At 37.3% G+C, this 20,482-nt stretch carries 24 protein-coding genes and 1 tRNA gene; 7 read left to right on the top strand and 18 right to left on the bottom strand.

The features are described 5' to 3' along the window. Positions 1-11: 11 nt before the first annotated feature. The 8 genes from QEN48_RS01690 to QEN48_RS01725 all read right to left on the bottom strand — a co-directional run bounded on the left by QEN48_RS01690 (position 12) and on the right by QEN48_RS01725 (position 7,359). Positions 12-1,250, bottom strand: a complete 1,239-nt coding sequence (locus tag QEN48_RS01690) for a radical SAM protein (RefSeq protein WP_280108685.1) — start codon at positions 1,248-1,250, stop codon at positions 12-14. Between the two features lie 104 nt (positions 1,251-1,354). Continuing rightward, positions 1,355-2,284, bottom strand: coding sequence for a UbiA family prenyltransferase (locus QEN48_RS01695; RefSeq protein ID WP_280108686.1), 930 nt, complete (start codon positions 2,282-2,284; stop codon positions 1,355-1,357). A 17-nt stretch (positions 2,285-2,301) separates the two neighbouring features. Beyond that, a complete protein-coding gene (locus QEN48_RS01700) occupies positions 2,302-3,177 on the bottom strand; it encodes an ABC transporter substrate-binding protein (RefSeq protein ID WP_280108687.1) in 876 nt (291 codons plus the stop codon). A gap of 129 nt (positions 3,178-3,306) precedes the next feature. Further along, entirely contained in the window at positions 3,307-4,365 is a 1,059-nt protein-coding gene (locus QEN48_RS01705; RefSeq protein ID WP_280108688.1) for a PAS domain-containing sensor histidine kinase, read from the bottom strand. Positions 4,366-4,411: 46 nt separating this feature from the next. Beyond that, entirely contained in the window at positions 4,412-4,573 is a 162-nt protein-coding gene (locus QEN48_RS01710) for a hypothetical protein (protein ID WP_280108689.1), read from the bottom strand. 124 nt (positions 4,574-4,697) lie between these two features. Further along, positions 4,698-5,288 (bottom strand): transcriptional regulator, encoded by a 591-nt coding sequence (locus tag QEN48_RS01715; RefSeq protein ID WP_280108690.1) that lies wholly within the window; start codon positions 5,286-5,288, stop codon positions 4,698-4,700. A 20-nt stretch (positions 5,289-5,308) separates the two neighbouring features. Beyond that, a complete protein-coding gene (locus QEN48_RS01720) occupies positions 5,309-5,761 on the bottom strand; it encodes a hypothetical protein (protein ID WP_280108691.1) in 453 nt (150 codons plus the stop codon). A 524-nt stretch (positions 5,762-6,285) separates the two neighbouring features. Next, positions 6,286-7,359: a PAS domain-containing sensor histidine kinase gene (locus tag QEN48_RS01725; RefSeq protein WP_280108692.1), complete on the bottom strand. Its 1,074-nt coding sequence runs from the start codon at positions 7,357-7,359 to the stop codon at positions 6,286-6,288. Positions 7,360-7,617: 258 nt separating this feature from the next. On the opposite strand from QEN48_RS01725, the gene QEN48_RS01730 reads away from it, so the two are divergent. From QEN48_RS01730 to QEN48_RS01745, 4 genes are all read left to right on the top strand, one after another. Continuing rightward, positions 7,618-8,403: a nitroreductase family protein gene (locus QEN48_RS01730; protein WP_280108693.1), complete on the top strand. Its 786-nt coding sequence runs from the start codon at positions 7,618-7,620 to the stop codon at positions 8,401-8,403. Positions 8,404-8,479: 76 nt separating this feature from the next. Further along, positions 8,480-9,079, top strand: coding sequence for a GTP-binding protein (locus QEN48_RS01735; RefSeq protein ID WP_347985117.1), 600 nt, complete (start codon positions 8,480-8,482; stop codon positions 9,077-9,079). Positions 9,080-9,082: 3 nt separating this feature from the next. Further along, positions 9,083-9,544: a hypothetical protein gene (locus QEN48_RS01740; protein WP_280108695.1), complete on the top strand. Its 462-nt coding sequence runs from the start codon at positions 9,083-9,085 to the stop codon at positions 9,542-9,544. 75 nt (positions 9,545-9,619) lie between these two features. Next, complete coding sequence (locus QEN48_RS01745) at positions 9,620-11,380, top strand: PAS domain S-box protein (protein ID WP_280108696.1); 1,761 nt, start codon at positions 9,620-9,622, stop codon at positions 11,378-11,380. Between the two features lie 19 nt (positions 11,381-11,399). Here the strand turns inward: QEN48_RS01745 and QEN48_RS01750 are convergent, their stop codons facing one another. Beyond that, positions 11,400-11,870 (bottom strand): winged helix-turn-helix transcriptional regulator, encoded by a 471-nt coding sequence (locus QEN48_RS01750; RefSeq protein WP_280108697.1) that lies wholly within the window; start codon positions 11,868-11,870, stop codon positions 11,400-11,402. Between the two features lie 442 nt (positions 11,871-12,312). Here QEN48_RS01750 and QEN48_RS01755 point away from each other — a divergent pair, with 442 nt between their 5' ends. Next, entirely contained in the window at positions 12,313-13,101 is a 789-nt protein-coding gene (locus tag QEN48_RS01755) for a cobalamin-dependent protein (RefSeq protein WP_280108698.1), read from the top strand. Positions 13,102-13,139: 38 nt separating this feature from the next. Next, the gene (locus QEN48_RS01760; RefSeq protein WP_280108699.1) at positions 13,140-14,543 is read left to right on the top strand and encodes a methyltransferase MtaB domain-containing protein; all 1,404 of its coding nucleotides are present in this window, start codon (positions 13,140-13,142) and stop codon (positions 14,541-14,543) included. 844 nt (positions 14,544-15,387) lie between these two features. Here the strand turns inward: QEN48_RS01760 and QEN48_RS01765 are convergent. Genes QEN48_RS01765 through QEN48_RS01775 form a run of 3 tightly spaced genes read right to left on the bottom strand, consistent with a single transcriptional unit; the run spans position 15,388 to position 16,524 of the window. Next, positions 15,388-15,606: a hypothetical protein gene (locus QEN48_RS01765; RefSeq protein ID WP_280108700.1), complete on the bottom strand. Its 219-nt coding sequence runs from the start codon at positions 15,604-15,606 to the stop codon at positions 15,388-15,390. Between the two features lie 59 nt (positions 15,607-15,665). Next, positions 15,666-15,953 (bottom strand): hypothetical protein, encoded by a 288-nt coding sequence (locus QEN48_RS01770; RefSeq protein ID WP_280108701.1) that lies wholly within the window; start codon positions 15,951-15,953, stop codon positions 15,666-15,668. Positions 15,954-15,966: 13 nt separating this feature from the next. Continuing rightward, positions 15,967-16,524 carry a hypothetical protein gene (locus tag QEN48_RS01775; RefSeq protein WP_280108702.1) on the bottom strand — a complete coding sequence of 186 codons (558 nt, stop codon included), beginning with the start codon at positions 16,522-16,524 and terminating at the stop codon, positions 15,967-15,969. 485 nt (positions 16,525-17,009) lie between these two features. Here QEN48_RS01775 and QEN48_RS01780 point away from each other — a divergent pair, with 485 nt between their 5' ends. After that, positions 17,010-17,357, top strand: coding sequence for a hypothetical protein (locus QEN48_RS01780; RefSeq protein ID WP_280108703.1), 348 nt, complete (start codon positions 17,010-17,012; stop codon positions 17,355-17,357). Here QEN48_RS01780 and QEN48_RS01785 read toward each other — a convergent pair. The 6 genes from QEN48_RS01785 to QEN48_RS01810 all read right to left on the bottom strand — a co-directional run bounded on the left by QEN48_RS01785 (position 17,354) and on the right by QEN48_RS01810 (position 20,452). Beyond that, positions 17,354-17,698: a zinc ribbon domain-containing protein gene (locus QEN48_RS01785; protein WP_280108704.1), complete on the bottom strand. Its 345-nt coding sequence runs from the start codon at positions 17,696-17,698 to the stop codon at positions 17,354-17,356. The genes QEN48_RS01780 and QEN48_RS01785 overlap by 4 nt on opposite strands. A 27-nt stretch (positions 17,699-17,725) precedes the next feature. After that, positions 17,726-18,274, bottom strand: coding sequence for a tyrosine-type recombinase/integrase (locus QEN48_RS01790; protein WP_280108705.1), 549 nt, complete (start codon positions 18,272-18,274; stop codon positions 17,726-17,728). A gap of 414 nt (positions 18,275-18,688) precedes the next feature. After that, positions 18,689-18,761, bottom strand: a tRNA-Asp gene (locus tag QEN48_RS01795). A gap of 488 nt (positions 18,762-19,249) precedes the next feature. Continuing rightward, a complete protein-coding gene (locus tag QEN48_RS01800) occupies positions 19,250-19,978 on the bottom strand; it encodes a class I SAM-dependent methyltransferase (RefSeq protein WP_280108706.1) in 729 nt (242 codons plus the stop codon). Between the two features lie 13 nt (positions 19,979-19,991). After that, a complete protein-coding gene (locus QEN48_RS01805) occupies positions 19,992-20,306 on the bottom strand; it encodes a hypothetical protein (protein WP_280108707.1) in 315 nt (104 codons plus the stop codon). Positions 20,307-20,311: 5 nt separating this feature from the next. Next, positions 20,312-20,452, bottom strand: a complete 141-nt coding sequence (locus QEN48_RS01810) for a hypothetical protein (RefSeq protein ID WP_280108708.1) — start codon at positions 20,450-20,452, stop codon at positions 20,312-20,314. Positions 20,453-20,482: the final 30 nt, after the last annotated feature.

Here is a 20,482-nt window from a genome sequence, read left to right on the forward strand (position 1 = left end):
AAACCCCATTTTTATTTTGGTTTCCTGTTTTTTTGCTCGACTTTTTTTATTGGATATGGCTGTCTGCCTTCCTTGGAGGCTTTCTCCACATATGGGAAGTAATTCTCTATATATTCGGGGTCGGACCAGGTGCACTGTGGTTTCTGGAACAATGGATGTTTACCCATCTCTTTCCATCCCTTTTTTAATCCTTTTTCTCTCCAATTTCCGAAACTCAGGGCTGTGTGGAAACAAGGTAACATCTCGCCTGTAGGACTGAGCCAAAGCCATCTACGGCCTCCAAAACAACCCATTATATCTGGGTCTCTATATTGATATGAACGTGAAACCCGTGGACCATCCGATAACTTGTTTTTCTCTTCCTGGAACTCCACTAACCGTCTGTAATCCTTTTTTGAGAGTAGGTTTGTTTCTTTATTCTCCCATTTACCGCCAGGTACAACCTCATCTATCAATAGTTCATCTACTCCATATTCATTACATAGAGTGTAGAGGTCTTCCAGCCTCTCATGATCTGAGTTTTGGGGGCTTGCAGTATACTCAACAACTCCTAACATTCCTTTCTCCATTCCTAACTTCAATCCATTCAATGCTTTCTGGAAGGTCCCCTCAACACCCCTGAATTCATCGTGTTCCTCTTCATATGGACTGTCTAAACTTATATGGAGATACTCCAACCCAGCTCTATCCAACCTATCAACCATTTCTTGGTCAAGTTTAAGGCCATTAGTTATAAGGTGTGTAGTTGCAAGTTCAGGGTCGACATAATCAATCAATTCATCTATGTCATCTCTTAAAGTCGGTTCACCACCCTCAAAACTTATGTGATAAACACCTAAATCGATTGCTTCATCTATAACCTGTTTTAACTCAGTTGTCGACAACTCCCGACCCTCCTTCAACCCATGAACTATACAATGCTCACAACTACATTGACACCTACGTGTAGTAAGAACCATCAAGCTTTCAAGCGGCCTCCTCTTCAACAAAATCCTCTTAACCTGATTGCGGACAAGCCTCTGGAAAGGCCCGCTTGGAACCGTTGGAACCATACAGGTTATGTAAACACGGTCATCATCAACCCTCGCCACCTTGTCAAGAGATGCATGTTGATTAAAACCACTCGCAACATAATCAACAACCCTAGAGAAAGGGCCAGACCTAACCATCTCCGCCTCCCTACCATCTACCTCAAAAGAAATCTCAAACCCCGGACCACTATACACACTATATACATTTTTGTCATTCATAAAAACACCAAATAAACCAAGATCAATATTACATCTAAAAAGATTATGTTCAACAACTCAAAGAATTATTCGCTTACCTGCCCTACGCCCCCACCACTATATTTTCACAACACTATGTATATTGCAGCTGCGTTAACCAACAACAACATCACGGTATAAGTTAAAACTCCAGTATGCGTCAACTGAATATGTGTTCTATGGCTCAATGGTTTTTTTAACGCCTTAATTATTTCTCGAGCCTTAGGTATATTCAAAACCAGGTATAGTGCTAGAAACGGCCATGGCAGGTTGAATGCAATCCAGACTACAAACAACAAACCGATTTCAAGCACAGACATAACCCCTGTATAGATTATTGTCTCTCTAGGGGTAAGCGGCCTAAACCTTAATGAATCTTTATCGTGGTACGCTAGACAACCAACAACCACAAGAGACGCTACCAAAAATGATTGCCAAGACAAAACCAAGTCCGGCGCAACCATAGCCACACCACCAACGGCCATAAAACCACTCAATGAACGGTAGTTACGTCTCTGAAACTCCGTTAGGTTTTTAATCGGCGGGCTTGCCGAATAGGTAATTCCCCAAACCAACATCACTAAAGCAACAATAAAAGTCTCAAGATTAAACACCAGATACGCTATAGCAAGACATAAAACAGACTCTAAAATTATTAGAGATAATACAGTCCATGGAGATAACAGGCCTGTTACCAATGGTAATGAAGAGTTTGGTGGGCCAAGCGCTTCATCTTCACCTATCCACCAATCATAAACCATGTCGGCCATCGAAACAACCCTGGTGAACAGGCCTGCAGCCAATAAACCCAACACGATTTTCCATAAAGGCAGTACCTCGCCGGTTAAAGCCATAAAGAGGAATAAGCCAGCGCTGATCCCTAATACTCCCCAAGGTAGCCATAAAACCCGATGGACACATAACAAGGCAAGTAACTTAGCTTTATATCCCTCTCCAGATGGTCCGGCAACCCCAAACCCTATATCAACTATCGAGTATTCCTCATCAACAGACATATAAACCCAGTTTTTATTCAGAGATCATTAACTGCTTCTTCATAAACACTGAAGTCATAAAACTTCTCTGGAGCTTGATCGATATATCCAAGTTCAGTCATCATACCGATAATTCTATCCATACTGTCAACACTGCCACGTATATCAAGACGAGGTTGATTATACCTAAGGGCTTCACGAGTTATCTCAGGAGCAATACCTATGTATTTACGGCTCATCTCACTTGCCTCAACAGGGTTTTCCTTAACAAACTGTTCAGCACGAATCAACGCCTTCAATACATCACGAACCAAACCACGATCCTCATCAATCAAACTCTCACTCGTAGTTATACTACATCCAGGAGACCTTGGCAACACATCTTCACCACGAGCAATTATCCGGCCAACACCCATCTCAACCGCCAACGTACAGTAAGGCTCAACATTAGTACTGGCATCAACCTCACCACTTAAAAACGAGATAACTGCAGCATCCCCACTAGGCATCCTATAAATATCTGTATTATCTGAATTAATCCCAAGGTCATCAAAAAACGCTTGAGTAGTTAAATCCTTCATACCTCCCTCCGCAGGAAGCGATATCTTCTTACCCTTAAGATCCTCAAGACCTTCAATATCAGAGTCCGCCCTAACAACCACAGCCGTCTCTTCATAACCAGAGCCAGCAACAACAGTAAGATCCTGACCAACAGTCCTAGATTTCACCGTACGAGTCCAAGGCATGATAGCAAAATCCAAGTCACCACTCGATAACTGGCCGGGCAAAAGCCAAGCAGTAGGGTCAACACGATACGAAACATCCAAACCAACATCTTCAAAAAACCCTTTCTCAATCGCAACATACCCTGGAAGCTGACAAACGCCCCTAATCAAACCAATATTCAATTTCAAATTTATCACCACAAATTAATCTAGGCAACAAAAAATCTCAGCAAAACAACAACCACACACTAACAACCTAGACCTACCAATACCAATAAACCTATAACTACAAAAAATCGTTCCCAAAAAAACCTTGGTTTAAGACAACTCACTAAGCTCGCCACACCTATCTAGCTTTATAACAAACCTAGCTCCACCTAAATCTGAATCTCCAACCCGAATAACGCCATCATAACTCTCAATCATTTTTTTAACAAGATGTAGTCCTATACCTCCAGAAGTAGTTCTCTCAGTATAATCTACATCGAAAACAACCATTGGGTCTTCACACCGAATTCCCCGTCCATCATCATCAACAACAATCCCAAAAAAACCTTCCTTGAGACAAGTCTGAACCTTTATTAAACTACAGTCCGCATGGTCGATTGCGTTCTCAATTAGGTTGGAAACCACATCAACAATAAAGTGATCAACCTTGATACAAGCAAGGTCCCGATCAAACTCCCCATCAACATACGTCCTTAACTCTATCTCGATATCATTCAAATCAAGTTGTTTTCTATTTTCATCAATCGCATCCACTACATATCTCTCAACCACACTATATGACTTCCGTTGGATTTGACGGCGTTCAAGCCTTGCTGCAAGCTTCTGAATCTTATCAATAGTCTTAAGCGAACTCCTAACAGAATCAATAACCTTATCTATACGTTCAGTTAAACCAGATGGACCAATATCCTCCTTCATCAACTCAAGATGCCCCAAAACAACCTGATTATGGTTTCGGATATCATGGGTTAAAATAGACCTCAACAACTCTTCACGCCTCTCAACATTTCTATCCTCAGTTATATCTCTAAATCTAGCTAGATACTCTTTATCACAAAGAGAAATAGGTTTAAACAAAATCGAGACATCCCGTTCTTCACCACCAACAGTCTGAATAGTGGTCACATGCTCAACCGGATATCCATCAGACCTAACCAATTTAACCCGAACCTCATCCTCATCAACAAATACGTTAACCCCAGAATCCCCCAACTCACTAACTGATTCAGCGCCAACCAAATCAAAAAAAGCGTTGTTAGGCATAGTTATAGAAAAATCCTTATCTAAATACGCCATAGGATCCGGATGCTCAAAAAACTCAAGGCTTCCACGGGCCCAACCAACTTCATTAATAAATATTCCCCCCATAACCCAACAATAAGGCTACCTAAAAATCAACCTACATACATTAAAATCATTCCTCTCCTAAATTATCAACAATAAATAGATCCATCTCTTCCTGCACAGACCTACATACATCACACCCCTCTATCTCACAATCCCTACAAAACTCCCGATACAAACTATCAATAAACACATCAAAATCCTCTATAAAATAAAGACCCTCTGCCTCCATCTTCTCCTCCAAACAAGACTTAAGCCTTTCCTTAATACCAGGTTCCAAAACAAAAACACTCCAAAAAATAATTCTACATCACATGACTTAAAACTAGTTCCAAAAAACCCTAAAAAAATGTTTTTTAGATCTGTTTCGATAAATAGATTCCAAAAACTCCAGCCAACAAACCTAAAACAAAAACTAATGAAACAAAAATAGTTGGAGACATCGTTAACGGTCCTAACCCAACTAAGTTTCCTGCATCTGTCGTCATAATTCCAGCACCTTCCTCAACACCAAAATCCATCAAACTACTTAAACCATAGACCCCTAAACCAGTGAACACAGCTAAAATACCCAAAGACTTAACCACCCTATGAAGGGTTTCTTCAACCGATTTATGGCTTGCAACAAGCACTATAGCTTCATTTAATGGGCTGTAAACATTCATTTCATTACCGGTCTCACTATACCAAGTACCTGTCACCTTAATCAAACCGGCCTTCTGAAGCTTATCAACATGATATTTTATGTTCTGTATAGAGTTACCGGTCTCACTAGCTATATCTGAGACGGCGCAGGGATCTTCATAAATCCGTAAAAAAACCTCTCTAGTAGTCTTGGAAGACAGCGCATCCAACACTACTTCAGCCTCTTCAGACCCCAACTCAATTACGTCGGGGTCTTCAAGCTTTAATTGAGGCTTTTTTTTAAGTGGGAAAATCGAAGACATATCTACCTAACATTATTCTTTTACAACTCCTTTATCTCATCGTCACCAGTTATATCGAAAACCTTGTCACCATGGTGAACAACTATCTCAAAGTCAACCGGCACATCGGAAAGCTCTAGTTCATAGTTATACTGGGTTATGACCATGGCTGCAGCCTCATCCTCCAACTCACTATCCATATATACATTGACCTCTCCATCACTTACTTCAATGCCTTCAACATACACCGTCTGTCCAGCAGTATTACCTATCAATTGACCAGCTATAACCACATCCACACCATCACGGTCAACTAAATAAGCTTCATCACCAACAACTTCCCCTGTAGAACTCTGCTCCAAACCAACAACCTCGATATCTACTTTATTTTCAACATCGATTCCTGGAAAACCTGCAACTCCATAGGCAGTGAAAGCTAACACCAAACCCAAACAAATTGCAGCAACCGCATAAAACATCTTGTTACTTGACATACACAACACTATAAACTATAAATATAAATACGATTTCTAAACTAAAAACAATTTTTTAACAACACACCGAACTTACCGAAAACAAAAAATAACTAAAACAAACAGAACCAAAATAAAAAACAACTGTAATAAAAAACAGAGTTTGATTTCTCAAACATCTTTTTTAAGTAAGGGCATTAGGTTGGTCTTTAGTGTTTAATTATGGGTATAGGACTAGGCTTTTTAGGCCTGTCCTCACCCAAGGAATACTTAAAAAAAACTGGTTTGGTTTTATTTGTCTTTGCCTGTTTTTTTATGTTCTTTCTTTTGTTTTTTTTCCTTTCCAGTTTCTTTCTTTGATGATTTTTTCATATTAACCAAGCTTTAAGTTGTTTTATAGGTATTTAATCTTTTCTTTTTATTGTAAGGTTATTAAGAGATGTCTTTACGTTAAATAACCGTTTTTATGGTTTTTAGAAATATACTTATATTTTTTGTTTTTGGGTTATCTAATTGGTTTGGCTGGGTTTGGCTGGGTTTTTGGTTTAGTTAGGGGTTTGTTTTGCGCGTTGTAGTATTACGTCGAATTTGGCTCCGCCATGTTTTGATTTGTCTAGTTTTATTTCGGATCCGTATATTGATAGTATTGTTTTTACTAGGAATAGGCCTAGGCCTGTTCCACGGTTTTTGTCTGTTGTATATGCTCTCTTGAAGACTTTGTCGTGTTTTTCTTTAGGTATACCTTTTCCGTTGTCTTCTATTGAGTATATTAATTTGTCTCTGGTTATTTCTCTTTTTATATGTATTTTTGTTGCGTTAGAGTGTTGTATTGCGTTTTCTATTATATTGGTGAAAACTTGGTTTATTAGTTGGCCTGCTAATGCTTCTTCACCTTTTAACTCGGTATCGATCTTTATCTCTATTTCTTTTTCTTCAGCCATTGGTTGTGTCTGTTTTACTACTTCCTTGACTATTGAATCTATGTCGATTTCCATTAACTCTTCATTTTTTGCTTCCCTTAACTTAGAGGCTTTTTTTATTATATCGATGCTTTCTTCAATGTTGTTTCTTGATTTATCTATATATTTATCGGCTTTTTTTGGTAGTTCTTGTTCGCTTAATAGGTCTAGATATCCCTGTATAACTTGTATTTTATTTCGGATATCGTGTCTTAGCAATGAATCTAGTAGTTCTTCTCGTTCCTGACTTTCCTTACGTTCAGTTATATCTATAACAACCCCTGTTATTTTTTGGTACTCCCCAGATTTTTCAGTTATTCCTCCAACATCTCTAAACCACTTATATCCTCCACCTCTTTTTTCAATACGATATTCAACTTCATATCGATCAGCTCGACCTTCAATATGGTCTCGCATAGCCTGCATCGCTTTTTCATAATCATCCGGATGAATTAATTCTGTAAAATCTGAGTAATGTTCAAATCTGTCTTCAGGATAACCAATCATCTCCGATTTTCTAGAATTAAATTTAACTAAACCACTTGGCAACTCCATCTCCCACCAAGCAAGGTCCCCAATCTCCATCGCCTTCTCCAACCTTCCACGATAAATCTTTAATTCCTCTTCAAGCTCAGCCCTATCCATACCACTAAATGACATAAAAACAACCTACCTAAAAAATTATAACCTAAATCTAAATCTATTGGTTCAATAAACCAACAAATTCTTTATTTATATACTAACTATGGATTAATTAATTTCTTCTTTTAGGCCATAAAGAAATTTACAGCTATAGGTATATTTGTTTTACTTTGAATTAAATTTTTACTAAAATAATTTATTTAGGTTATAGTTGATGTTGTATGAGAGGTAAGTGTTAAATGTCGGTATTTTTTAAGGGAAATAAGGGGTTTCTGTATGGATCTATCTGAGGCTATTTATCGACGGAAATCAGTTAGGAGTTATAAAAACCAGTTGGTTGATGAGGGGTTTAGAGAAAAAATCAAGCAGTATTTTATGAGAAGTTCTGGGTTGTTTGGAGCGGATGTGGAGGTTGTTCAAGTGAGTGGTAAGGAGCTTCATGAGGTATTGGGTGGTGTTTTAGGTAGTTATGGAAAGATAGTTGCTCCTCACTATCTGGCTTTAGTGTCTAACGAAGGTGATTTTGGCGCTATAGGTTCAGGTTTTTTTGGTGAGGAATTGGTTTTATTTTTAACTAAGAATGGGTTGGGTAGTTGTTGGATTGGTAAGTTTGGAGATAGGGATAAAATCCAAAAAACCATTGGAACCGAGGGATTCATACACGCGTTAATTGCATATGGACATCCAGAAGAGGGAGATCCATATCGATTGCCTGAAGAAGCCAGTCGTAAAGAAATCAGTGAATTGGTTTTAGATGGATCAGAATATATATCTGAGTGGCGTGAAGTCTTGAGGGCCGTTAGGTTTGCACCCTCTTCAATAAACTCACAGCCCTGGCGATTCACTCTAAAAAAACATCAATTAGATTTATACATAAAAACCAAGGGATTAAAGAAAAAAATAATTAAGTTTTTCAGCGATATAGAGCACTTAAACCTAATAGATAGTGGAATTGCGCTAAAACACATAGAAATAACCTCAGAAAACCCAGAAATAATAGATAAAGACAACAAAAACGATTTAAATGGATATCGTTATATTGTAACTGTAAGAGATAACTAGAGAGACAGATTTTTTATGGGAAAAAGGTTTTAGTTCAATAGTTCTAGAATATTTGGAAAATGAGTGTGGATATATAATGGGAACTAAATTTGTTGTAGTCAGTGGTTTTCTTGGGTCCGGCAAAACCACTTTCTTATTAAATTTCGGTAAAGAACTAGCCGATAGAGATGTATCTGTTGGGATATTGATTAATGATTTCGGTGAGGTAACAGTTGATGGTGACACCCTAGAAGATTATGACATGGATGCTACCGAGATAGCTAAAGGCTGTGTTTGTTGTGAAGTTAAACAAAACCTAGTTTTAAGCATCCGTGACCTTAGAAAAGCATTCGACCCCGAAGTAATAATCTTAGAAACATCAGGCGTAGCTTCATTGGTACCAATATTCCGGACCGTCGAAAAATATGTAGATGATATAGAGACCATAACCCTTGTAGATCTAGCTCGATACCAAGACATAATAGATGCATTCGAAGTTGTTGGAAACCAAATACGAGCCGCAGACCTTGTATTACTAAACAAAAAAGACCTCGCAACAGACGAAGAAATACAAGAAATAGAAAACGAAGTTCGTAAAATACTTGACCGAAACAAAATGAATACAGAAATAAAAGAAATATCAGCAAGAAACGGAGAAGGAACCGAAGAAGCCATAAACCTAGTTATGGAGAATTAAAAAATGAACCATAAGGAAGAAAAATGCGACGCCCAAAGTTGTGACAACCCCAATCATAACCATAACCAAGATCACAAACATGAGGAAAATGAACATGTAGGCCATCTTGAAAAAGACAATTTGAATAGTTTTACTCTAACAGGTACCTATGAACTAAGTAATTCATTGAGTCAATCAAGGGTTATGGATGAAGTTGGAGGAATTGTAAATTGGCTTGGAGATGAAGCAATAGGACATGGTGCTCCGGTCATTGGCCATATAAAGGGTTGGGTCGAAATGCAAGATAAATTCAGATTTAGTTTCGTTAATGTAGAAGAAGGAGTTGATCTAGATGGCTCTATAGACCCAGAGGTTATGGTTAGTAAATTTTCATTCAAGATGTTAGCTGTAATACCACTTGATGATTCTAAACTTGATGTTTTACGTTCAGATGTTGAAAGAGAACTTGAAAAAATCAGTGATTGAGGCTATATAAATACCTTGTATTTATGTCTTCGAAAGCTTTTGTATATATTAAAAAAATTCTGGATTTGAGTTATCATGAAGTTCCAAGAGTCTTTAGTGCTCTTCATAAGTAAGGACAGGGGTTATTCCCGGTCATTTAGGTCTGGTATTAATGACCAATTTAGTTTTGATGTTTCAGTTATTGAGTTAAATGACTTTTTAGAGCGTTCTGACATAGATTTTGACGCTATCGTGTTTGATTACTCCAGTTATGATGAGTTTAATGTCGTAGAGAAGGTTTGTGAGAAATTAGATAAAGACACACCATTACTTATTATAACCGATGAATTTATCAATGAAGATTTTGTAAGGGCCCTCGACCTAAATGTAGATCGTTTTATAAAGAGGTCTATTGTCAAAAACAACATCGAATATCTTTATAAAGCTATAGATTATGAAGTCCAGGAGTTTTTTTCAAAGAAAAAAAGTGAAGAACTTGCTAGGGATTTCAGAAAAAGCAATAAACGTTTAGTAGAGATATTTGATGAATTAAAATCCTTTGTAGGTGTTTTAGATTCAGATGGAGTTTTAATCTCAATCAATAAATCCGCTATGGAATTAATCAACGCAGATAAAAGAGCGGTAGAGGGGCGTTTATTCTGGAACACCCCTTGGTGGTTCCATTCTGAAGAAATTCAAGAAGAAATCCAAAACTGCATTGAGCAAGCAGTGAAAACCGGTGCATGTGAATTCGAGGTAAGTAGAGTTGGAGATAAAAAACGTGATTATTACTTCACACTTAAACCGATTCAAGACAGTAATGAAGGTCTTCCGTTACTATTCATTGAAGGTAAAGATATAACAAAACAGAAAAAACGTGAAAAAGAGTATCATAAATTAATAAACAACCTCAACGATATTGTGCTAATAAATGAAATCAAATATCCATACAGAATAATTCAGGTTAACGAGACAGCTGGGCAAAAACTAGAGTACACTCAAGATGAACTACTTATGATGCGTACCTTAGATTTAGAGATGCCTAAGTTTGCTGAATCGATGGACGAACGGATGGAGAAACTGCAGGAAAAGAAATCCATTGTGTTTAAAACCGTAATAATAACAAAAGAAGGGAACAAAATTCCATTTGAAATAAGCTCCAACTTAATTAAATATAGAGGACGTTTAGTATCACTAAATATAATGCGGGATATATCAAATAGAATTGAAACCGAGCAGAAGGTTGAGTTCTTCAACTCACTACTACTCAATGTCTTTAAAGACAAAATCGATTTATCCTATAAATACCTTAACATACTAAGCGATCAAAATATCCCTGAGATTGAATCCGAGTTTTTATTTAGCACAAAAGAAAATGTAAAGGAAATAAAAACACTAATCGATGACATTGCACCAGTATTCAGTGAAAAAAACTACCAAAATACTGAATTCAGTTTAATACGACTTTTTAAAGAAGCGTTAAATAAAAACCAAAAAGAAATTGAGTCCAGACGAGTTAAAGTTCACATCGAATGCAACGACTACATAATCGATACAAATAAACTAACAACAGAACTTCTCTCCAACCTATTACGGATATCGGTAAACACATCAAAATCACGTAATATATTAATTAAAGACATAAAAGACAGCGAAGGAGTTAAGATCATGTACGAAGACGATGGATTAGAATACGACCTTACAAGCGAAGACTACTGGACAATAAATCTAGAGGGAAAGAAAGACATAAGACTTTATTTAATCAGAAAAATAAGCGAATTAAACAACATAAAAATCATCGAAGGGCCTTCGAAAGGTCTTTACGGCAATAAATACATTATGGAATTCCCTAAATAAAACAACAATAAACATTAAATTAAAGTGTTTTAGATAGGTTAGGCAGCATATCTATTTTCTCTATTGCTGTACTAATCGTGATATCAACGGTTTCAGGATTTATGTTATTTTGCCTAAACTCATTTTTAATTTTTTTAACCGCCTTACCAGCCTTACCTTCCTCACAAAACAAGATAGAAATTATACTGTGCTCTAAATAACCTCTAAAAAGTATGTTAGAATATTCATCATTCTTGAGAATATCGATAACTTTATCCTCTGATTCAATATCTTTTAAGGAAATACCCAAAGCAACAACAGATATATCCAATTTATTATAGTTAGGAAGAATCGCCCGATTCTTTTGAATATACCCCTCCTCCTCCATTTCCTTTATTTTCCTATACACCGTTGTCTGACTTATATCAAGCTTCTCTCCTATTTCAGAGTAAGAACTCCGGCCCTCATATAATTCATTCAATATCTGTTTTTGCAGTGTATCCAGACCCATTATAAATCCTCAAACCCCAAACCATTACCCATAATATTTTAGTCAACTTTGAAATTATAAATAAATTCAGTACTCAACTACATATAACCAAACCAACAAACGCTTTTTATTGACACAAACCAACATAAACCCAGATTTTTCCACAGCTACAATAGATATACTTTATTACCGTATTTTATTTGTGTGACAGAAGAACCGTAAATACCCTTTTTCCTTGTTATTTTATCCCAATTTATGAAAATATTTTTTCATAAAAAAATTGTTTTTTTCAGTTTATACTCAATCCTACCCAACTTATGACTAAAAAATATCGTTTATAGACTTTTTTAAACCAATCAGAGTGTTATTAATTTCTTAACACAAAAATAAAAGCTTCAGAACACTTAATCAACAAAAACTTTATATATCATGTCAAATCAGTTAAAAAAGTGGAGAATAAAAAATGGTAAACATAAGCGGAGCAAACCTTGAAAACATATTCATACGATACGACGTCAAGGTGGAGCAAGAAGCTACACCCGAAGACGTCTTCAAAGAAATGGCACCCAAAGGAGAACCATGGAAAACAATCACAAAAAAACTAGTCTTCCTTGAAGACGTAACCGACGAAGTAGAAAAAGCACTCAACAAACACGAACCAGAAGACGTTATAAACAAAGGCCTAATCCCAGGAATGGACATCAACGGAGAACTATACTCAAGAGGAATATACTACCTACCTCAACTAATACTCGCAGGAGACGCAATGAGCAAAGGAATAGAGCTATGCGAAGAAGCAATGGCCAACAAAGGAAGATCAAGAGAAGCAAAAGGAAAAATCATAATGCACGCAGCAGAAGGAGATCCACACGACATTGGAAAAGATATCGCAGCAGCAATGCTCAAAGCACAAGGCTACGAAGTAATCGACCTAGGAAGAGACGTACCAGTCGAAGACGTAGTAGACGCAGTAAAAGAGAAAAACCCAGACGTAGTAACAGGAACGGCATTAATGACCACAACACAAACAGCCTTCCCACGAGTTGCCAAGAGATTAGAAGAAGAAGGAGTCAACGTAACATTTATTGGAGCCGGTGGAGCCGTCAACCAATCCTACGTACACAGCTTCCCAATGGGAGTATACGCCGATGAAGCAGCAGACGGACCAAACATATGCGAAGCAGTCATAAACGGAAAAACATGGAAAGAAATAAGAGAAGAGTACGATGAAATCGTACCATCATCAGCATAACCTAAAAACAAAATAACATAAAAAAAGGAGAATTAAAAATGTCTAAATATACTGAAATGGCGTATGACGATCCAGAAGAAATGATTTTTGGAGAAGCGAAAGAACCTGTAACCTACGGACACGGCCCCCAAATAACAGCAGGAGGCGGCCAAGTATTCGGAGTAACTAAAATAGCACCAAGACCAGGAGCAGAAGCACGACCAGAAAAACTAAAAACCGAATTCCGAAAAATAACCAAAACAATACTACAAAGAGCAGTAACACTAGGATTCCCAACACAAGAAATAGAAAACGAATGGGTACACCAAATGGGAGAAAACCCAGTAGAATACGCACAAGGACCAGCAATCCAAAACCAAGCCGCAATAGCAGAAGAATTCGCAGAAGAACACGGAATAGCAACAGCAACAACCCACACAATCCCAGACCTAAGAGTATCAGAAAAAGGCCTAAGACACGGACAAGACCGAGAATCATTCTACCCAGAAAAAGTAATCGGCAGCTTCGAAATAGCAGCCGAAAACGGAGCCGACGTACTAAAAATCGAATCATCAGGAGGAATGGAACTAGCCGACTACGGAATACAAAGAGGAGACATAAAAGCATTCCTATTCGGAATCGGATACCTAGGATCCATCGACATGGAATGGCTCTGGAGCCAAATAGTCGACATCGCAGAAAAAAACAACGTAGTACCAGGAGGAGACACAAACTGCCCAGCAGCAAACACAGCAATGTTCATAGCAGGCGGATACCTAGACCAAGACATAGCAAGAACATTCAGCGCAATCACAAGAGCAATCTGCGCAGGCCGAACAATAGTCGCCTGGGAACAAGGAGCAACCGGACCAGACAAAGACTGCGGATACGAAGGACCAATCGTAAAAGCAATCGCAGGCAAACCAATCGTAATGGAAGGGAAGGATTGCAGTGTTGCGCATGCTGACCTAATGGGTAATCTAGCCGCACAGGTATGTGATGGTTGGTCAAACGAGTCAGCTGAATTCCACGAAGAATTCAGTGGATGGAGCAGCGGAACATGGGCGGAAGCAGTAGGATACGAAGTATCCCTCATGAACACAGCCAAAGAACTAGGAGAAGACAAAACACTAAGAGACATCTACATGGCGTCAGACAGATACCGATCCCCAGAAAGCTTCATAACAGCATACGACAACGCATACAAAATAGGAGAAGCCATGGTGGAAGAGGGAGACAGTTACTACAGAAGATCAAAAGCAGCCGCACTCAAAGCAGCCGAACTAATCGAAGAAGCAAACGAAAAAGGAGAACTCCAACTCAGCTCACACGAAAAAGACACACTAGACACAATAGTAACAGACCTAAGAGCACTACCAGAAGAAGAAGACAAATTCGTAGAAGAATGCCTCAACGAATACGGAGACCTACCAAAATTCGATCCAAAAAACTACGGACTGTAAAAAAACAAAAACAGCTCCATACTGGATCTGGAAAGGGTTTATTTCGCCTTTACCCAACCAGATCCATTTCCTTCAAAACGCCAAAATTCGACCCCTCCCAAATAAAGGAGGGGGTCCTCATCTACCTAAAAACATAACAAAAAACCAACACTATACCCATTCTACACCAAAAACAACCACCAACTTTTTTTGCAAAAACACACTACTTACTTAGCCATCCCCAACCTCTATCTCAACGATAGATATCTTTTTAATCCCACAATCTACATATAACCCCTTTCATACACCCATTCTGACTATAAAAAAAGGCTCCTCAAACAATATTCCATGACCTTTAGTTAAATAAAATAGAAAAATTAAAACCCTAATCATAAAACTTTTCAATTCAATTAATATTCATTTAAATTTTCTAATTATTCCTCCAATCCTTAAATTAAAAAACCTCTTATTAGTCGTTTGGTTATTATCTATATACTGAGGTATGATGATGGTGATAGAGACTGTGTTCTGAATGGTTTTTGATTAAATTTTATTCTTTCTGTAGGTATTTTTTGGAGTAGACTGATTATGAAATCTATCTTAGAGCCGCTCAATATTCAGTTAAAACTGTTTTATTTAAGTTTTCTCTGAAGACCTATTATTTTTTATAGCTCTATCAATCAATCTGGTTTTCTTTTTAGTACTGCTCTAGTTTTTCTGTTGGAGTTGGGGTGGTTAGGGTGTTTTTTAATGGGTGTTTTTTATTTATATTCTCTATATTTTTGAAGAAGTTTAGAATTTATCGGGCAAGTTTGATTGTATTGTCTCAGATGAAGACTTGGATTGATTAGAGGTGCTTGAGAAATTATTTTTGGATAAATAAGGCGTATATTACAGGTATGCTGAGTAACAGTGATACGATTATCAATATCCAACCCCATAATATCCAATCATGTGCTTGAAAATAGCTTGCCAATAATGCTCCCAACCCTACTCCAAACAAGAATTTTGCGAAAATCGTAATGAAAAGTATTCTATTGCTTTGTTTCTTAAATTCATTAAATTTTTCTAAATACCAATCCATATCTCGCCACATATTTACTATCGTTAAATTATCTTATCAAATTATCTCTATAAAGATAATCATGGACAATATTTCTCTTTTAGTGTGTTTGATAGTTCTGCTATTTTAAATGCTGGGGATAAGTGTCTCTCTAGTTCTTCTGTTGGTTCGGGGAAGCATTCAAAGTGGTAGGCCTCCATGACTTTCTCCCCTTTTTTCAGCACTATATGTTTGTTGGTTGGGTCTATCTCTTCATCATATTCCTGACATTTAGGGAGGTGGGGGGGTTTTTCGAAAAAAACATCTACACAGACTTTAAGCCCATCCAATTCCCCAATCTCTTGAGATAGGGCCAACAGATCTGACATCCATTTAACTCGATTAATAGCCATAATACTCACTAAAAGGCCCTATATACCTCTTTATTTCTTTCTTTATCTCTTTAGAGAACTTCTCTATACACTCGATTAATGTGTGTTGGTCTTTGATGTGCTTTTCAAAGTTGATGTGATAGATGTCATTATCTATGTATGGTTCAAGCCTTCCTTCTTCAAAACCAAAGGTTATTAGCACCTTAAAGATTATGTCATCAGAAAACCTGCTGTTAAATTGGTTAGAAACATCTTTCAAATAACTATCTTCATAGTTCTTGCCGTTCCAGTTCTTCACCTCGATCTCGATATCAAATTCGTAGAATGGGATTTTGAATCTAAAATCAATGTGTTCTCCATCTCTCAAATATCCCTCATACACCAAATCATAGACTGTCAACCCAAATTCATTGTCTTCAAGAAACAATCCAAGGCCTGTTCCAACAATCCTCTCACCAAGCAAACCAATCTTATCATTCTGCTGTTTAGGTTTAGTGAAATACGGACTGGACCTCCTAACCGGCTCACCCACCCCAACAACAAAACTAGAACCAGAACCAACAACCAAACAACGATAAATACAACAACAAAGAAAGCTAAGAAAAGGAGTACTATAATACACTCCGTTTATTATTTCATATATGTTTTTATTTCTATAGCTATCTAGATTCCATTTATCGGCTATTTCAATCTTCTTTCTGCTGAGGGTTGGCAGGCTTTTATTATATCCATACTTTTCTTTTAGATAGTTATGGAAGAGTTTCCAGGATACCCATTCGAACGCTTCTATTATTACATAGTAGTAGATTATTTCAAGCTCAATCTTTAATTCGGTAAGGCTCTTTTTATTTATTCGATTATAAGGATTATATTTTAAAGTATGGCCTTCATCCTCTTAAAGTGGAGAAAGAAATCTATTATATAGCTGAAATAAAAAATAAAGGCACATCAATAAGTGATAGCTGTAGTGCTATTATCTAAATCTACAAAAATAGAAAGAAACAGGTTGAAGATATACTCGAGTTAAACTGGAGTAAACAGCCTGGTGAACAGATGATAAAGGAGACAGAGAGAATAAGCACGGAGAAACCAAGCTACCTACCACTTTCCTCAATAAACGAGAAACAAACAGAGATAATATTACCAAAACAACTCTACCAAAACAAAGAAGAAACAAAAAGTTATCCAAAGGAAGAAATCGATTACCTAGAGATAAAGATAGAGATGCCTTTCTGGGATCCTTTACAAGAAAAACATCTTATAGAAAAAATAATAAGCGAAGCAGATGCGGTGGAGAAAAAACCAGAAATCTACCAATTTTCAACAACAAAAGATAAACCACCAAATCTAGAGAAAGAATTGTTGGGAAAAGAAGAAGAGGAGGGAGATGAGAGGGATTAAAGCATTTCAACCCTCTCTCTAACCTCCCTATCCTCCTCCATCAAACTACATAGCTTCGAGGTCAACTTCAACATCCCCATAACATCCCCGTCCTGCAACTCTGCAAAAGCCTTCATCACCCTTTCACCACCCTTATCCAATTCCTGTTGAGCTTTAATATTCATTGCCTGACCACACCTAAAACAGAAATTAGATTCAGGACTATTATCGGCTTCACATCTAGGGCAACTCAGCGGAGCAAGTGAAGAAGATTTTGACTCCTTCTCCACCTTTTCACCATGTAACTCTGCATACTTGTTATCGATATCTCTTCCTGATAGGTGTACATATTTAGATGGCATATCCGACCCCTGTTCCCATTCGAACCACTAGAGCTGTGCTTCCGTAAACTCGTTGGCCAGATATGTGGTCCTACTATGCCTAAACTGATGTGGATTAACCGGTTTATCTACACCAGCCTCTTTAGCTGTCTTCTTAAGAATCTTACTCAAAGCCATGTAACTGCATTTCTGGCCATTATGTGAATTACCTATGTTAACCCATAGCGGAGCATCCTTATCATTTCTGTTTGGATGTGAGTTTAACCAGGTGGTAAGGTGGGGTACACTGCTTATCAACAACAACCTACGTTCTCCCGTTTTACCATTTAAATTAATTTTGAATCCATGATGGTGGTCTTCGAAATCTCCGACCTCTAAATCAATCAACTCACCAATTCTGGCTCCGGTCTCCCATAGAATAGATATAAAGGCTTTGTCTCTTACGTGGGTGCATTTTCTCAGTAATTTAAGTATGTCTTCCTCTGTTAAGAGGTCTTTAGGAAGTTTAGATTTATCTTTACCTTTCTGGGTTGTATTAATCCATTTAACCTTACTTGGATACTCTCCACCGTTTATCCATTTGTAGAAACTTTTCAATATGACTTTATAGTCTCTTTTGGTTGTCTTGGATAGATTTTTCTGCTGTATCTCTACAACTGTGGTCTTTATGTCTTCCTCTGTTGCTTCGCTAAAATTATAGTGTATCTCTCTTGCTATTATTTTAAGAGTGTTTAGGAGTTTATGTTTCCTTGCCCCACTATAGTCCTGTAAAACAAGATCTCTGTGGTAATCTATCAGGAGGTCTTTGTTGGATTGTGTTATTTCTTTTGAACCCCCTTATGTTCTTTAACTCTCTCCTAGCTTTTCCCTCATAATCAAGTGTTAGCAACTATATCACCAATATACATTTTGTTTTGAGGAATAGGATTGACAGATTATTGATTTCTCAACCTGTGTCAAGGTATAGTCGTCACTACCTACTTAGAAGAGGGAGTTAAACTTAGAATTAGACGCCCGAGCCGGGATTTGAACCCGGGTCGTAGCCTCGACAGGGCCACATGATGGGCCACTACACTACTCGGGCAGTTTGTTAAGTGTTAGTGTGGAATTGAATTGTTCCGGAGGTATAAATTAGTTTTGGTTGAATGGTGTTTTTTCGGTTTTTGGTTTTCCTATGTATATTGGGATTGGTCCGAGGTTTTTTAGTTTGTATTTTTTTAGTTGGTTGGATAGGTCTTGTATTTCTTTTTCGTATGGTTTTATTATGATGTCTGCTTGGACTTTGTTTGCTATTTCTGCTATTGGTTTTTGTATTTCTAGTGGTGGTCTTATTGAGTATATTAGGTCTGTGTTTTTGTATAGGTTTATTTTGGGGTTGAATACGTTGTCTTGTATGGTTTTTTTGTGTTTTTTGATGTCTATGGCTATTATTTCGGCGTCTAGTTCTTTTTTTAGTGTTTCAGTGAATTCTAGGTGTTTGCCTGTTCCTATTTCGATTATTTTTTCTGCGTTTCTATAGTTTTTTATTATGTATTGTGTTATTTGTTTGTGTCCTTGGATTTTCTGGGGGATTTATTTTTCCTCCTTTGTTTTTTTTTTCTTGAGTTTCCAGTAGGTTACTGAGCTGAGTTTTTTTCCGGTTTGTTTGTTGAGGATTGTGTAGTCTATTTCTTTTAGGGTGTTGGCTAGTAGGTCGGGGGTGAATCTATAGATTGCGAATGGTATTACGAAGCTGTCTATTTTGTCTGTTATTTCGAGGTTGGTTTTTTCTGCGAGTTCTTTTATTTCTTCGTTGGAGTATAGTCGGCTGTCCATTGGTAGTATTTTGTTGTAGAGTATTCTGAAGCTCTGTAGGTTGAATGTGTCGAATATTACTGTGTTTTTGGAGACTCTGGCCATTTCTTTTAGGAATTTCTCTGGTTCGTCTACTAGGTGCATGAATCTTATTGCCATGACTTTGTCGAATGTGTTGTCTTTGAATGGGAGTTTTTCGGCGTCGCCTTTGAAGAAATTGATTGTGTCTGTTAGGCCTTTTTTATCTGCTTTTGTTTGAGCTATCTCTAGCATTGGACTGGATATGTCGCAGGCTGTTACGTCTGCACCCATTTCTGCTAGCATTAGGGAGAAACGGCCTGTTCCTGTTGCTATCTCTAGGATTTTTTGGTCTTTTATTTCTCCTAGGGCGTTTTTGACGCAGGATTTTTCGGTTTGGTTTATGTATGATCCTCCTGCGCCGCTGAATCTTTTGGGTTCGTATTTTTCTGCGATTTCCGGGTCTTTATACCATTTTTTTCCTTTCATTTTCTTTGTGTTTTTAGAGGAATTTGTTTATTAGTTCTAGGTTGCTTGGTGTTAGGTTGCGAATGATTGTTAATCCTTTGATTTTTATTTTTATTTTGTATCCTTTGTGGTTTAGGTAGTTTATTAGGGTTATCGGCATCTCTGTTGTTTGTTGGGTTTTTTGTTTTTCTGTTTTTTTGGTTTGTTTGGTTTGTCTGTGGATTGTTTTTAGTATTTTTGCTGTTTTTGTGATTTTTTTTATGTTTATTGTTATCTGTTTTTCATCGATATGGAGGGTTGCTGTTTCTTCCCCTCCAATGTTTAGTGCGAAATTCCCCTTAACTTCCAATATAATCACTCTTCGATTTTAAACTGCATATTGCCTTCTACACTGATTTTTTTGTTGTCGTATCTTAATACGAGGTCGTTGATTTCGATTCCCATCTCCCCTTGGTCAACAAATACTTCAAGTAGTTTATTTAGTTTTTCATTCATTTCGAATAGATATTTGTTTTTTTAGTTTTT

Origin of the sequence: Methanonatronarchaeum sp. AMET-Sl (assembly GCF_029854155.1) — an archaeon.
Classification (GTDB): domain Archaea; phylum Halobacteriota; class Methanonatronarchaeia; order Methanonatronarchaeales; family Methanonatronarchaeaceae; genus Methanonatronarchaeum.